Origin of the sequence: Streptomyces sp. NPDC087428 (genome assembly GCF_044744085.1) — a bacterium.
Taxonomy (GTDB): Bacteria; Actinomycetota; Actinomycetes; order Streptomycetales; family Streptomycetaceae; genus Streptomyces.
Map to the genome: position 1 here is coordinate 19309 of NZ_JBIUXR010000014.1, position 11471 is coordinate 30779.

Here is an 11471-nt window from a genome sequence, read left to right on the forward strand (position 1 = left end):
CTCGCTACTTCCGGCCGCGCAGGTGCGTCCTGCTGGCCTCGGCGATCAGTTCGGCAGAGGCGGTCGTGTCCAGTGCCTCCTGGCACAGGAAGGCCATGGCCTCGGTGTACTGCTTCAGGGCCGGGGGCTCCTCCAGGAACGACGAGCCGACCTGGTTCTCCAGAAAGACGACGTCCAGGGAGGGGTCGGGGCCGCCGAGGACGACGAAGGTACTGAGGCCGGCGCTGTACGCCCCCGCGGAGAACGGCAGCACCTGGATGCTGATGCTCGGCTCCTGTCCCCGGGCGAGCAGATGGTCGAGCTGGGCGGCCATGATCTCACCGCTCCCGACCCGGCGCCGGAGGACCGCTTCGTCCAGGACGACGTGGTAGACGGGCGGGGCCGCACGGTCCAGGATCCGCTGGCGCAGCATGCGCACCCTCAGGTAGTCGTGCAGGTCCTGCGGCGGAAAGGTGTTTCCCGGGGTGGCCTTGATCTCCTGGGCGTAGCTCAGTGTCTGGAGCAGCCCGGGGACGACGCCCACGGTGTGGTGCCTGATGCGCGACGCCTCGTTCTCCAGGGCGAGCAGCGTCCGCATCCGGCCGGGAAGCTTCCCCGCGAACGGGATCCACCAGACCTCGGTGTCCCTGCTGTTCTTCGCCAGTTCGACGAGGGCCCGGCGCTCCTCGTCCGGGGCACCGTACGCGCGGCAGAGCTGGTCGACCTGGTTCCACCGCACGTTCCCCTTGGCCCGTTCGTACCGGCTGACGGTCGCCTTCGACACCCCGGCGCGCTGACCGGCCTCCTCGGCCGACAGACCGCAGGTGTCGCGCAGGGCGAACAGCCGGACACCGAGCTGCCGTCGTCGCGTGATCGGCCCCGTCCCCCCGGGCGGTTCCGCAGCCCCGGCAGGCACCGTAAGCCCTTCCGTCATGGCACTACCCCCTTGGACGCGTGCCGCCCCGGTCTCCCCGCCGGCACGTAGCAGCCACAAGGAAGTTACCGTGCGGCCCCAGGATCACGCTGCCGCCCCGTGGGCCCGCGCAACGCCCATGCGGACACTTGCGCTGCGAGCGTTACACCGGGAGAGATCCAGGGCCATACTCCAACTCGTTAGAAGCACAGGGCACTTCGAACCCGTTCCGAGTCGCCCGGTGTCGAATTGTCTCCACACCTAGGACGTCCGCGATGGGCCACACTCCGAGCAACCGCGCAGCGGATCGCCGCTGTGGGTTTTCGAACGCTCGCCCGGCCGCCTGTCGTACGCCGGCCGGTCCGATGCCCGCGGGCGGCCTCGGCGCGACCGTGCCTGATGCCGGACACCCCTTGCGGCGCAGAGCTGTTCGTCCGGTGTGAGGCCGGGACCGCGGCCCTCGCGCCGGTCCTCGGCGGCCGCCCACGCCCACCGCGCGGACTGCCGAGCCGCGCGCCCCTCCCATGCCACCCGCAGGCCGTCTCGGCGGCCCGGCCCACAGACCCGGATATCCCGGCACTACGGAGTACGGACATCATGAAACGCCATCTCCCGCGTATCGAGCAGTACACCCCGACCGGCGGCATCCTGCCCGGGGTGCACGCCAGTGACGACGTCCCGGCCGACTGCTCCGCACGCTGCGGCCGGGCAGCCGTCTCCACCACGTCCGCGGGGGTCTGATGCTTGCGCTGACGCTGGTTCTCGGGGTGCTGGTGGTGGTCGGCTCGGTGCTGGCGGTCCGCTTCCGGGGCGCGGCACGCCGGGCGGAGCGCCGGGCCGGTCAACTGCACGAGCACGCCGAGCGCCTCATGCAGCAGATGCAGATGACCGAGTACTTCGTGCGGCACCTGGCGACGACCGCCGTGCCGGTCCCGGCCGGTGGGGCCGAGGCCCACGGTGCCGATGTGGCGGTTCCGCCGCAGCTGGCGGGCGTTCCGGTCGCGGAGGCCGTCGGGGCGCTGGCCGGACAGTTCTCCGTCGCCCTCGCGGTGGCCGGGAGGACGGCCGAGGCGAGGCTGGAACAGGCCCGCCGCGAGAACGGCGAGCAGGTCGCCCATGTGCGCAAGGAGGCCGTCGACGTCGCGCGGGCGGCGGTGCGTTCGTTCGCCGCGGGCACCGTCCACCGGGCGTCGAAGCTGGGCACCAAGGTCAGCTCCGGGGTGCGTCAGCACGTCTCGGACGACGCGTACGAGACGCTGGTCGAGATCGACCACCTGGCGCAGCAGATGCTGCTGACGGCCAGCGGGTACGCGGTGCTGGCCGGCGACAGGCTCTCGCGGCGCCATCCGGTGACGGCGCTGGGTGAGATCGTGCGCTCCGCGATGGGCCGGGTCGAGGGCTTCCAGCGGGTGCAGCACGCGGACATGAACACCTTCGCGGTGGAGAGCCGGGCGGTGGAGGCGGTGATCCACACCCTGGCGATCCTGCTGGACAACGCCCTGCGCTATTCGGCGCCGAACACCCGGGTGCACGTCTCCCTGGAGCACGGCAACGACGCGGTCTTCCTCATCGTGGACGACGCGGGGCTGCGTATGGAGGACGAACGGCTGGAGTGGGCCCGCCGGGTGATGTCCGGTGCGGAGCGGGACGACATCACGAAGCTGGGTGCCTACCCGCAGACCGGCCTGCGCGTGGCCGGCGCCCTCGCCGCCTCCTACGGATACCGCGTCGAGGTGACGGCCCCCAACGTCTACGGCGGGACGCGCGCGTTCATCGTCCTGCCGCAGAACCTGCTCACCGCGCCCCCGGCCCCGCAGCCGGCCGTCCCGGCCGGCGCGCCCGCCGCCCGCCGCCGGGCGGCTCACGCCCCCGTCGCCCCGCCGGCCGCTGCCGCCGCGCCGGTCCCCCTTGCCGCGCCTGCCGCTGCCGAACCCGCGCCGGCGGCGGACTCCGGCACCACGGTGAGCGGGCTCACGGTCCGCCGACGTTCCGCGCCGCCCGCCCGGCGCCACGCCGCCGCCGCGGAACCTGTGGAACCCGGCCGCCCCGAGGTGGCGACCGCCTGGCTGAACGGTTCCCGCAGCGTCCGCGACACGCCGGGCACTCCCCCTGAGACCGAAGGACGTTGACCATGTCGACCACCAGCAACTCCCTGGGCTGGCTGCTGGACGAGCAGCTCGGTGAGATCGAGGGCGTCCGCTTCGCCGTGCTCATGAGCAGCGACGGCCTGCTGAAGGCCCGCACGAGAACCATGAGCCAGGAGGAGGGCGAGAAGTTCGCCGCGCTGACCGCCGCCATGCGGGCCGCGGGGAAGGCGTGGGACGACTTCACCGGCGGGGGCGGGGTCCGTCAGCAGATGATCGAGTGCATCGCCAACATCGGTCTGACGACGGCTGCCGGGGACAACACGATGCTCTCCGTCTGCACCACGGGCCCGCACGCGGACGTGGGGCTGATCAGCCGCGAGATGGCGCAGCTCGCGGTGAAGGTCGGCCGGCGGCTGAGCACCTCGGAGCGCGTCCCGGCCCAGGCGGACGGCGGCTTCCCGGCATGAGCGGGCCGCGGCGTGACGCGGATCTGGTCAGGCCGTACGTCCGTACCGGCGGACGGGTCCGTCCGCGCCAGGACGTACGCCTGGAAAGCGTGGTCATAGCCGCGACCGGCCCGACGGGCGCGCTCGGCCCCGATGCCCAGGGGCTGATGGGCCTGTTCGCCGGGGGGCACGGCGGTCTCGCCGTCGCGGACATCGCCGCGGCACTTCAGATGCCGCCGTCCACGGTGCGCATCCTCGTCTCCACCCTGATGGACAGCGGCCATCTGACCAGTCCGGTCGCCGCTGTCTCCGACCGACCCGAATCCGACCTCCTGCGAAGGGTGCGCGATGGCCTCCGAGACCTGGTCTGACCCGACCGTCACTTACGTAGCGGCCACGGTGACCGAGTCCGCCAAGATCGTGGTCGCCGGAGGTTTCGGTGTGGGCAAGACGACCTTCATCGGCAGCGTGTCCGAGGTGACTCCGCTGCGCATGGAGGAGCCCATCACCGTCGAGAGCGCGGAGGTCGACGACCTGAGCGGGACGCCGGCGAAGACCACGACGACCGTGGGCATGGACTTCGGCCGCATCCATCTGGCCGGTGGTCATCTGGTCCTCTACCTGTTCGGGCTGCCCGGACAGGAGCGTTTCCAGCTGCTCTGGGAGGACCTGGCGGAGGGGGCGCTCGGGTGCCTGGTCCTGGCCGACACCCGCGACCTCGACGCCTGCCACGGCGCCCTGGGCCTGCTGGAGACGCAGGGCATCCCGTACGCCGTCGCGATCAACACCTTTCCCGGCGCGCCCGCCTACGACCTGGGCGAAGTCCGCCAGGCCCTCGCCCTGGACGCCGTCACCCCGCTCATCACCTGCGACGCCCGCGACCGCAGCTCTTCGCTCCACGCCCTCGTCGCACTGATGGACCACCTGGTGGAGCACCGCCCAGCCGCACACACGGAGCCCCTGGAGCCCCTGCGATGAATCCCACCAGCACCGAGCCGCTGTCCGGGCAGGCCCGGTTCCCCCTGTACGGACCCGATTTCGCCGCCGACCCGCACGCCTCGTACGCGCGGATGCGCCACACGTACGGCGCCTTCGTGCCCGTCGACCTGTCGCCCGGTGTCCCCGCCACTCTGGTGATCGGCTACGCGCAGGCGCGCAGCATCCTCAACGATCCGCTGCGCTTCCCCGCCGACCCCCGGGTGTGGGAGCGGCAGGTGCCGACGTCGTGCCCGGTACGGCCGATGATGGAGTGGCGGCCCAACGCGCTGCGCAGCGGTGGCACCGAGCACTCCCGCTACCGTTCCGCCAACACCGCCGGCATCGACGCGATCGACCAGCACGAGCTGCGTGCCCTGGTGGAGAAGGTCGCCGCCGACGCCGTCAGCGGCTTCGGCTCCACCGGCCGTGCCGATCTGGCCACGCAGTACGCCTTCCCGATCGCCTTCCGTGTCCTGAGCTCGCTGCTGGGCTGCCCCGACGAGATCGGCGCCCGGATCGCCGACGGCATGTCGCGCATCTTCGAGACCACGGACGCCGTCCGCGGCAACGAGATCCTCACCGTGGCCATCGCCGACCTGGTGGGCCTGCGCAGGACCCACCCGGCGGACGACGTGACCTCCCGTCTGATGGCCCACCCCGCGGGCCTGACCGACGAGGAGATGGGCCACCAGATCGTCACCCTCTACGGCGCCGGCATCGAACCGCTGACCAACCTCATCGTCAACACCTGGTGGAAGATCCTCACCGACGACGAGTTCTCCGCCACGCTGCACTCCGCCGAGTCCACGGTCCGCGACGCCCTCGACACCGTCCTGTACACGGACCCGCCGATGGCGAACTACTGCATCAGCTATCCGCGTTACGACTCGGACGTCGACGGCACACTGCTCCCGGCCCACCAGCCGGTCGTCATCTCCATGGCCGCGTGCAACAACGATCCCGCGCTCACCGGCGGGCTCCCGCCGGAGGCCTTCGTCGGCAACCGGGCCCATCTGTCCTGGAGCACGGGCCCGCACACCTGTCCGGCCCGCTCTCACGCCTATCTCATCGCCGAGACCGCCATCAGCTACCTCGCGGACGCCTTCCCGGAGATGGACCTCGCGGTCCCCGCCGACGAAGTGCGCTGGCGGCCCGGTCCCTTCCACCGTGCCCTGGAATCCCTCCCTGTCGTCTTCCCCACCACTCGCTGAGGAGCCCCTGTGCCCGAACAGCCGATACTCGTCCTGGATCCCGCCGGGGCGGACCACCACGCCGAGCACGAGGCCCTGCGCTCCCGGGGACCGGCCACCCGCGTCGACATCCTCGGCGTCACCGCGTGGTCGGTCACCGACCCCGCCCTCCTCAAGGACCTCCTGACGGACCCGCAGGTCTCCAAGGACGCGCGCGCCCACTGGCCGGCCTTCGCCGACACCGTCACCACCTGGCCGCTGGCCCTGTGGATCGCGGTGCACAACATGTTCACCGCCTACGGGGGTGACCACCGTCGGCTCAGGCGCATGATCGCGCCGGCGTTCAGCGCGCGCCGCGTCCAGACCATGGCATCGACCGTAGAGGCGATCGTCACGTCCCTCCTCGACGCCCTCGGCTCCCGGCCGGCCGGGGAGAGCGTCGATCTGCGCGAGGAACTCGCCTATCCACTGCCGATCGCCGTGATCGGGCGGCTCATGGGCGTCCCCGACGACCGGCGCGAGGGCTTCCGCAGCGTGGTCGACGGGGTCTTCTCCACCGCGCTCGACGCCGACGAGGCCGCCGCCAACACGGCCGCCCTGTACAAGCTGCTCGACGAGCTGATCGACACCAAGCGCGCAGGGCCGGGCGACGACATGACCTCCCTCCTCATCGCCGCCCGGGACACCGAGGGCGACGGCAGCGCGCTGTCCGCCGACGAACTGCGCGACACGCTCCTGCTGATGATCAGCGCCGGGTACGAGACGACGGTCAACGGGATCGACCACGGCATCACGGCCCTGCTCACGGACCCCGAGCAGCTCGCCCACATCCGCGCCGGGCGTGCCGGCTGGAGCGATGTCGTCGAGGAGACGCTGCGGCACGAGCCCGCCGTCAAGCACCTCCCGCTGCGCTACGCGCTCACGGACCTGCCCCTTCCCGACGGGCAGACGATCCGGGCCGGAGAGGCGATCCTCGCCTCCTACGCCGCGGCCAACCGTCACCCCGACTGGCACGGCGAGTCCGCCGACCGCTTCGATGTCACGCGGCCGTCGTCGGAGCACCTCGCCTTCGGGCACGGCGTGCACTTCTGCCTCGGCGCGCCCCTCGCCCGGCTGGAGATCTCCTCGGCGCTACGGCTGCTGTTCGAGCGCTTCCCCGACCTCGAACTCGCCGTGCCGGTGGGCGATCTGAAGCCGCTGCCCTCGCTCATCAGCAACGGACACCAGACCCTGCCCGTGCGGCTGCGGACGTCGACCGCCTGACGCCGCTGTCGTCGGCGCCGAACGTCCCCGGGGCCGGTCCGCACCCTCCGTTGCGCGAGCGGGCTCGTTCTCGCGTAACGGGGAGTGCGGGCCGGCCCCGGTCGGCTGCGACGGCTCCGCGGCTACCGCCGGCGCAGCGCGGTGCGGGTGGCGGCGAGGTCGGCGGGGCGGGGGCGGTTGTGCGGCAGTACGGCGAGGACCGCGGCCATGCCGCAGGTGTTGGTGAGGGCGGAGAGGACCAGGCCGCCGCCGACGGCGGCGGAGAGCACGCGGGCGGGGCGGTAGCGGGTGCCGACGGCGAGGCCCAGGAGGACGAGGGACCCGGCGGCGAGGCGGACCTGGCGTTCCATGCCCCAGACGCGGAGGGCGTCCGCGGGCCGGTCGAGGGGATGGCCCTGTTCCGCCCAGGCGGTGGTTCCGCCGGTGAGGTTCGCCGCGGGAACGCCGGCGGCGGCGAGTTCACCGCACGCGCCGGCGGAGCGGTTGCCGGAGGCGCAGACCATCAGCAGGCCCTCGCCGCGGGCAGCGGCGGCCCGCAGCTCGGGCAGCGCGGTACGCACGTCGCCCAGGGGGATGTTGTGGGCGCCGGGCACGTGGCCGGACGCGTATTCGCCGGGGGTACGGACGTCGATGACGGTGTAGTGGCCGAGCCGGGCCGCTGCCTGGGCCGGGAGGACGGGGATGGGGGTTGTCATGCGTGGTGTTCCATTTCTGTGCGGGCCGGGGCCGGGGGCCCCGAACACGGTAGGATACCCCTAGGGGTATAAGCGGAGGAGGAAAGCGTGGAGCTGGACATGGCGGCCGATGAGCTGAAGTCGGTGCTCAACCGGCTGAAGCGGGCCCAGGGCCAGATCGCCGGGATCATCAGGATGATCGAGGAGGGCCGGGACTGCGAGGACGTGATCACGCAGCTGGCCGCGGTCTCCCGCGCCCTCGACCGGGCCGGGTTCGCGATCATCGCGACGGGCCTGCAGCACTGCATGGCCGATGGCGGGCAGGCAGCCGGGGACCGGGACCAGATGCGGGCCCGCCTGGAGAAGCTGTTCCTCTCCCTGGCCTGATGACAGTGCCTGATGACAGGACCCGATGACAGGGCCTGACGCCCCGGCCCGACAGCCTGGCTCGACGCTGCGGCCCGATGACACGATCCGCCGATCTGTCCTGAGGACGGCGGTGGTCAGGTCAGCGCGTCGGCGAGCATGAACCCGGCGACCGCGAGGAGCACGGCGGCGAACAGCCGCCGCAGCCCGCGCCCGGACACCTTCTCCGCCAGCCGCTTGCCGTCCCAGGCACCCAGGATCGCGGCGCCCGTGAACGGCGCTGTCACCGCCCAGTCCAGTCCCGCCGCGCCGCCGGAGCGGGTGACCAGGGACGCCAGCGAGTTGACCGTGATCACCAGCAGGCTGGTACCCACGGCGGCCTGCATCTCGAAGGCGAGGACCGTGACCAGCGCGGGAACCGCGAGGAATCCGCCGCCCACGCCGAGCAGTCCCGTCACCGCACCGAGGCCCGCTCCGGCTCCCCCGGCCCTGAGCGGGCGCGCCGCCTGCGCGTGCCCGTCGGCCGGCGGGGCGGGGCGCAGCATCTTCAGGGCCGCGACGGCGGCGACCGCCGCGAAGGCCGCGGTGAGCACCGGCTGCGGGAGTCGGGCCGCCACCAGTCCGGCGAGCGCGGCGGGGACGATACCGGCGGCGGCGAAGGCCGCTCCCACCTTCCAGCGGACGTGTCCGGCGCGGGCGCGCGCGTACAGGGCGGTCGCGGAGGTGGCCGTGACGATGAACAGGCTCGCGGTGGTGGCCGCGGCCGGGGTGAAGCCGAGCAGGTAGATCAGCGCCGGGACGGCCAGGACGCTGCCGCCTCCCCCGAGCGCGCCGAGCGCCAGACCGACCACAGCCCCGGCGAGCAGGGCCAGGATCAGCGTGCTCACGCCGCGGAACCGCCCCTGCCGCCGGAGGGGGTGACCGTCAGGCCGGCGCTCCGGGCGGCGTCGAAGCCGTCGTCGACGGCGACCACGTCACGGCCTTCGGCGTCGAGCAGGGACGCGGCGATCGCGGCGCGCATCCCGCCGGCGCAGTGCACCCACACCACTCCGGCCGGGACCTCGCCGGTGCGCTCGTGCAGTTCGTGGACGGGTATGTGCACCGATCCCCGGACGTACGCGCCGGCGCGCTCGGAGTCGCGGCGCACATCCAGCACCACCACGTCGTCGCCCCGGTCGAGCGCCTGCTTCAGGGCGGCGAAGTCGGCGCGGGGGAAGGAACGCACGTCCTCGCCCGCCCGCAGCCAGGAGGACGGCTCCCCCGTGGCGGCGGCGGCCGGCCGCTCGATGCCGACCCGGACCAGCTCCCGCTGGGCCTCGGCGAGCTGTCCGGCGGTCGCGGCGAGCAGGGTCACGGGCTTGCCCCACGGGATCAGCCAGGCGAGGTAGGTGGCGAGGCCGCCCTCGGCCTCGAAGTTGAACGTCCCGGCCACATGCCCCTGCGCGAACGCGGTACGGCTGCGCAGGTCGACGACCCACTCCCCGGCGGCCAGGCGCTGCGCGATCTCCTCGGCGTCGGCGGCCCGGGGCGGGGTCAGGTCCACCGGCGCGGGGCCGCCCGCGTTGATCGGACCCATGTGCGCGTAGTAGGCGGGCACGTCCTCCAGCCCGGCGAGCATCCGCGCCACGAAGGTGCCGACGTCCTGGGTCAGGGCGTCGCTGCCGGCCCGCTCCTCGCCGATGGTGGTGGCATCGCCCTCGGCCCGGGAGGCGGAGCAGAAGCTCCCGAAGCCATGGGTGGGCAGCACCTGCACGTCGTCATGGAGCTCGGCGGCCAGCCGGTGCGCGGAGGCGTGCTGGGAGCGGGCCAGCTGCTCGGTGAGCCGCGGTTCGACCAGGTCGGGACGGCCCACCGTGCCGATCAGCAGCGACCCACCGGTGAACGCGGCCACCTCTCGCCCGTCCTCGACGAGCACGTAGGCCGTGTGGTGCGGGGTGTGACCGGGAGTGGCCAGCGCCCGCAGGCTCAGGCCGGTGTCGACGGCGACGCTGTCACCGTCGGTGACCGGGACCCGGTCGAAGGAGACCCTGGCCGACGCGGGCACCAGATACCGTGCGCCGGTCAGCCGGGAGAGCTCCAGGCCACCGGTGACGTAGTCGTTGTGTATGTGCGTCTCCACCACGTACCCGATCCGCACCCCGCGCCCGGCCGCCGCCGCCATGACTCGCTCCACATCGCGCGGCGGGTCGACGACCACCGCCGTCGCGGTGCCGCCGGCGAGATAGCTGCGGTTGCCCAGACCCTCGGTCTCCAGGGTGTCCACGAAGAACACGACCGGCTCCCTCCATAGTGATGTACCCCGGGGGGTATCTTCGCTTCACTGTAACAGTGATACCCCCCGGGGTATTTCCAAGGGCCTGGGCCGCCCTCGCGACGGGGCGACCCGCCCCGGAGACACCACGTGCACCAGCCTCACCTCAGAGCACTCAGAGCACTCAGAGCATGATGAGCAGACGTGTCTGCGGCTTGAGTTTCCTGTTCACCGAACGGCTCTGCACATATACCTCCAGCTTGGGATTGTTTCCCGCCTTCACCGAGACGGTTCCCCGAACACCCGTGCCGAACAGAAGGCTGCGCGCCGCGTCTCCCGTATACGCGCGATCGGTGTCCTTCTCGACCACGATGACTTCCTTGTCCGGCTGAACCTGAACCCGGGTGCCCAATTGGTAGTAACAAGAGCCGCGTTCGTACGTGACACCCGGATGCGAATCGACGAAGGGCCGGATCTCGACTTCCTTGTCGACTTTCAGGAGCCGGTACTTGTCGGCCGGAATGGGTTCGAGACTGGCCCGCACCTCGTCAACCGATATGTCCTGGCCGACGGCGAAGAGATTCTTCGTTCCGCGCACGCCCTGCTCGCGGCCCCGGAGGAAGCTGGTGGCGGCGGCGCGCACGGTGCCGATCGCCTCCTCGACACCCTCCTGGGAGTCCGCGTCCCAGATGGCGATGTTCCCGGCCGGGAAGCCGTAGTTCTGGGCGGTGCGCTTCGCCAGGGAGTTCGGAACGAGGATCGCGGACGTCCAGTGGCCCGGGAGCCCGCCCATCTTCCCCGCGATCCTGTCGAGCCAGGGACCGAGGATCGACATGTCGCCGTCGTGCCGCCGGTCGCCGCCGGAGGCGTTCTCCTCGCCGTCCGTCACCACGATCTGAAGGAAGCTGTGCTCGCCGTACTCCTCCCAGATATGGCCCAGATCGTCCAGGGACTTCAGCGAGGCCTCTATGAGCGCCGTCGCACCGTTGTTGACCCGGTACAGCCCCCGCATGGACGGCAGATGCTTCACGTCCATGTCCCAGACCAGGTTCTCCACCCTGTGGTCAAAGGAATAGAGACTGATCCGGGTCTCATGACCGAGGCTGTCCGACTCGGCCTTCAGACCCGCCACGAACTCATCGACCACGCGAATGAGCTGTTCCTGATGCGGGCGCATGGAACCCGAACAGTCCACTACCAGCGCGACGTGATTCACCTTGTGCTGGATCTTGTTGGCGGACATGATTCTGCTCCTTCTCCGAAGGCTCCCCGGGTGATGTCTGAACTCTATGGGGAGCCACTGACAACGGAGTTGGACGCCGAA

Annotated in this window: 13 protein-coding genes; 8 read left to right on the forward strand and 5 right to left on the reverse strand. The window is 71.8% G+C overall.

Annotated elements, in window-relative coordinates; translation table 11 throughout:
* Positions 1 to 4: 4 nt before the first annotated feature.
* On the reverse strand, positions 5 to 913 hold the full coding sequence (locus ACIO3R_RS28065) for a helix-turn-helix domain-containing protein (RefSeq protein ID WP_402109659.1): 909 nt from the start codon (positions 911 to 913) through the stop codon (positions 5 to 7).
* A 576-nt stretch (positions 914 to 1489) separates the two neighbouring features.
* On the opposite strand from ACIO3R_RS28065, the gene ACIO3R_RS28070 reads away from it, so the two are divergent.
* The 7 genes from ACIO3R_RS28070 to ACIO3R_RS28100 are packed head-to-tail and all read left to right on the forward strand — an operon-like array spanning position 1490 to position 6856.
* Positions 1490 to 1633, forward strand: a complete 144-nt coding sequence (locus tag ACIO3R_RS28070; RefSeq protein WP_402109661.1) for a hypothetical protein — start codon at positions 1490 to 1492, stop codon at positions 1631 to 1633.
* A complete protein-coding gene (locus tag ACIO3R_RS28075) occupies positions 1633 to 3021 on the forward strand; it encodes an ATP-binding protein (protein ID WP_402109662.1) in 1389 nt (462 codons plus the stop codon). Before ACIO3R_RS28070 ends, ACIO3R_RS28075 begins: the two co-directional genes overlap by 1 nt.
* A gap of 2 nt (positions 3022 to 3023) precedes the next feature.
* Positions 3024 to 3446, forward strand: a complete 423-nt coding sequence (locus ACIO3R_RS28080) for a roadblock/LC7 domain-containing protein (RefSeq protein ID WP_385035744.1) — start codon at positions 3024 to 3026, stop codon at positions 3444 to 3446.
* Positions 3443 to 3796: a DUF742 domain-containing protein gene (locus ACIO3R_RS28085; protein WP_385035746.1), complete on the forward strand. Its 354-nt coding sequence runs from the start codon at positions 3443 to 3445 to the stop codon at positions 3794 to 3796. The genes ACIO3R_RS28080 and ACIO3R_RS28085 overlap by 4 nt, the downstream gene beginning before the upstream one ends.
* Positions 3774 to 4403: an ATP/GTP-binding protein gene (locus tag ACIO3R_RS28090; RefSeq protein ID WP_385035747.1), complete on the forward strand. Its 630-nt coding sequence runs from the start codon at positions 3774 to 3776 to the stop codon at positions 4401 to 4403. The genes ACIO3R_RS28085 and ACIO3R_RS28090 overlap by 23 nt, the downstream gene beginning before the upstream one ends.
* A complete protein-coding gene (locus ACIO3R_RS28095) occupies positions 4400 to 5614 on the forward strand; it encodes a cytochrome P450 (RefSeq protein WP_402109665.1) in 1215 nt (404 codons plus the stop codon). Before ACIO3R_RS28090 ends, ACIO3R_RS28095 begins: the two co-directional genes overlap by 4 nt.
* A gap of 9 nt (positions 5615 to 5623) precedes the next feature.
* Positions 5624 to 6856 carry a cytochrome P450 gene (locus ACIO3R_RS28100; RefSeq protein WP_402109668.1) on the forward strand — a complete coding sequence of 411 codons (1233 nt, stop codon included), beginning with the start codon at positions 5624 to 5626 and terminating at the stop codon, positions 6854 to 6856.
* 122 nt (positions 6857 to 6978) lie between these two features.
* Here the strand turns inward: ACIO3R_RS28100 and ACIO3R_RS28105 are convergent, their stop codons facing one another.
* Positions 6979 to 7551, reverse strand: coding sequence for a rhodanese-like domain-containing protein (locus ACIO3R_RS28105; RefSeq protein WP_402109672.1), 573 nt, complete (start codon positions 7549 to 7551; stop codon positions 6979 to 6981).
* 87 nt (positions 7552 to 7638) lie between these two features.
* Between ACIO3R_RS28105 and ACIO3R_RS28110 the strand changes: the two genes are divergently transcribed.
* Positions 7639 to 7917, forward strand: coding sequence for a metal-sensitive transcriptional regulator (locus ACIO3R_RS28110; RefSeq protein ID WP_385035751.1), 279 nt, complete (start codon positions 7639 to 7641; stop codon positions 7915 to 7917).
* 116 nt (positions 7918 to 8033) lie between these two features.
* On the opposite strand, the gene ACIO3R_RS28115 is transcribed toward ACIO3R_RS28110, so the two are convergent.
* From ACIO3R_RS28115 to ACIO3R_RS28125, 3 genes are all read right to left on the reverse strand, one after another.
* The gene (locus ACIO3R_RS28115; RefSeq protein WP_402109676.1) at positions 8034 to 8783 is read right to left on the reverse strand and encodes a sulfite exporter TauE/SafE family protein; all 750 of its coding nucleotides are present in this window, start codon (positions 8781 to 8783) and stop codon (positions 8034 to 8036) included.
* Positions 8780 to 10168 carry a rhodanese-like domain-containing protein gene (locus ACIO3R_RS28120; protein WP_402109679.1) on the reverse strand — a complete coding sequence of 463 codons (1389 nt, stop codon included), beginning with the start codon at positions 10166 to 10168 and terminating at the stop codon, positions 8780 to 8782. Before ACIO3R_RS28120 ends, ACIO3R_RS28115 begins: the two co-directional genes overlap by 4 nt.
* A 163-nt stretch (positions 10169 to 10331) precedes the next feature.
* Positions 10332 to 11390: a VWA domain-containing protein gene (locus ACIO3R_RS28125; protein WP_385035754.1), complete on the reverse strand. Its 1059-nt coding sequence runs from the start codon at positions 11388 to 11390 to the stop codon at positions 10332 to 10334.
* Positions 11391 to 11471: the final 81 nt, after the last annotated feature.

Bases quoted from the DNA above. Each gene is read 5' to 3' on its own strand.
- ACIO3R_RS28095 (WP_402109665.1), top strand. From the start codon at position 4,400: ATGAATCCCACCAGCACCGAGCCGCTGTCCGGGCAGGCCCGGTTCCCC.
- ACIO3R_RS28075 (WP_402109662.1), top strand. From the start codon at position 1,633: ATGCTTGCGCTGACGCTGGTTCTCGGGGTGCTGGTGGTGGTCGGCTCG.
- ACIO3R_RS28125 (WP_385035754.1), bottom strand. From the start codon at position 11,390: ATGTCCGCCAACAAGATCCAGCACAAGGTGAATCACGTCGCGCTGGTA.
- ACIO3R_RS28105 (WP_402109672.1), bottom strand. From the start codon at position 7,551: ATGACAACCCCCATCCCCGTCCTCCCGGCCCAGGCAGCGGCCCGGCTC.
- ACIO3R_RS28090 (WP_385035747.1), top strand. From the start codon at position 3,774: ATGGCCTCCGAGACCTGGTCTGACCCGACCGTCACTTACGTAGCGGCC.
- ACIO3R_RS28065 (WP_402109659.1), bottom strand. From the start codon at position 913: ATGACGGAAGGGCTTACGGTGCCTGCCGGGGCTGCGGAACCGCCCGGG.
- ACIO3R_RS28070 (WP_402109661.1), top strand. From the start codon at position 1,490: ATGAAACGCCATCTCCCGCGTATCGAGCAGTACACCCCGACCGGCGGC.
- ACIO3R_RS28080 (WP_385035744.1), top strand. From the start codon at position 3,024: ATGTCGACCACCAGCAACTCCCTGGGCTGGCTGCTGGACGAGCAGCTC.
- ACIO3R_RS28085 (WP_385035746.1), top strand. From the start codon at position 3,443: ATGAGCGGGCCGCGGCGTGACGCGGATCTGGTCAGGCCGTACGTCCGT.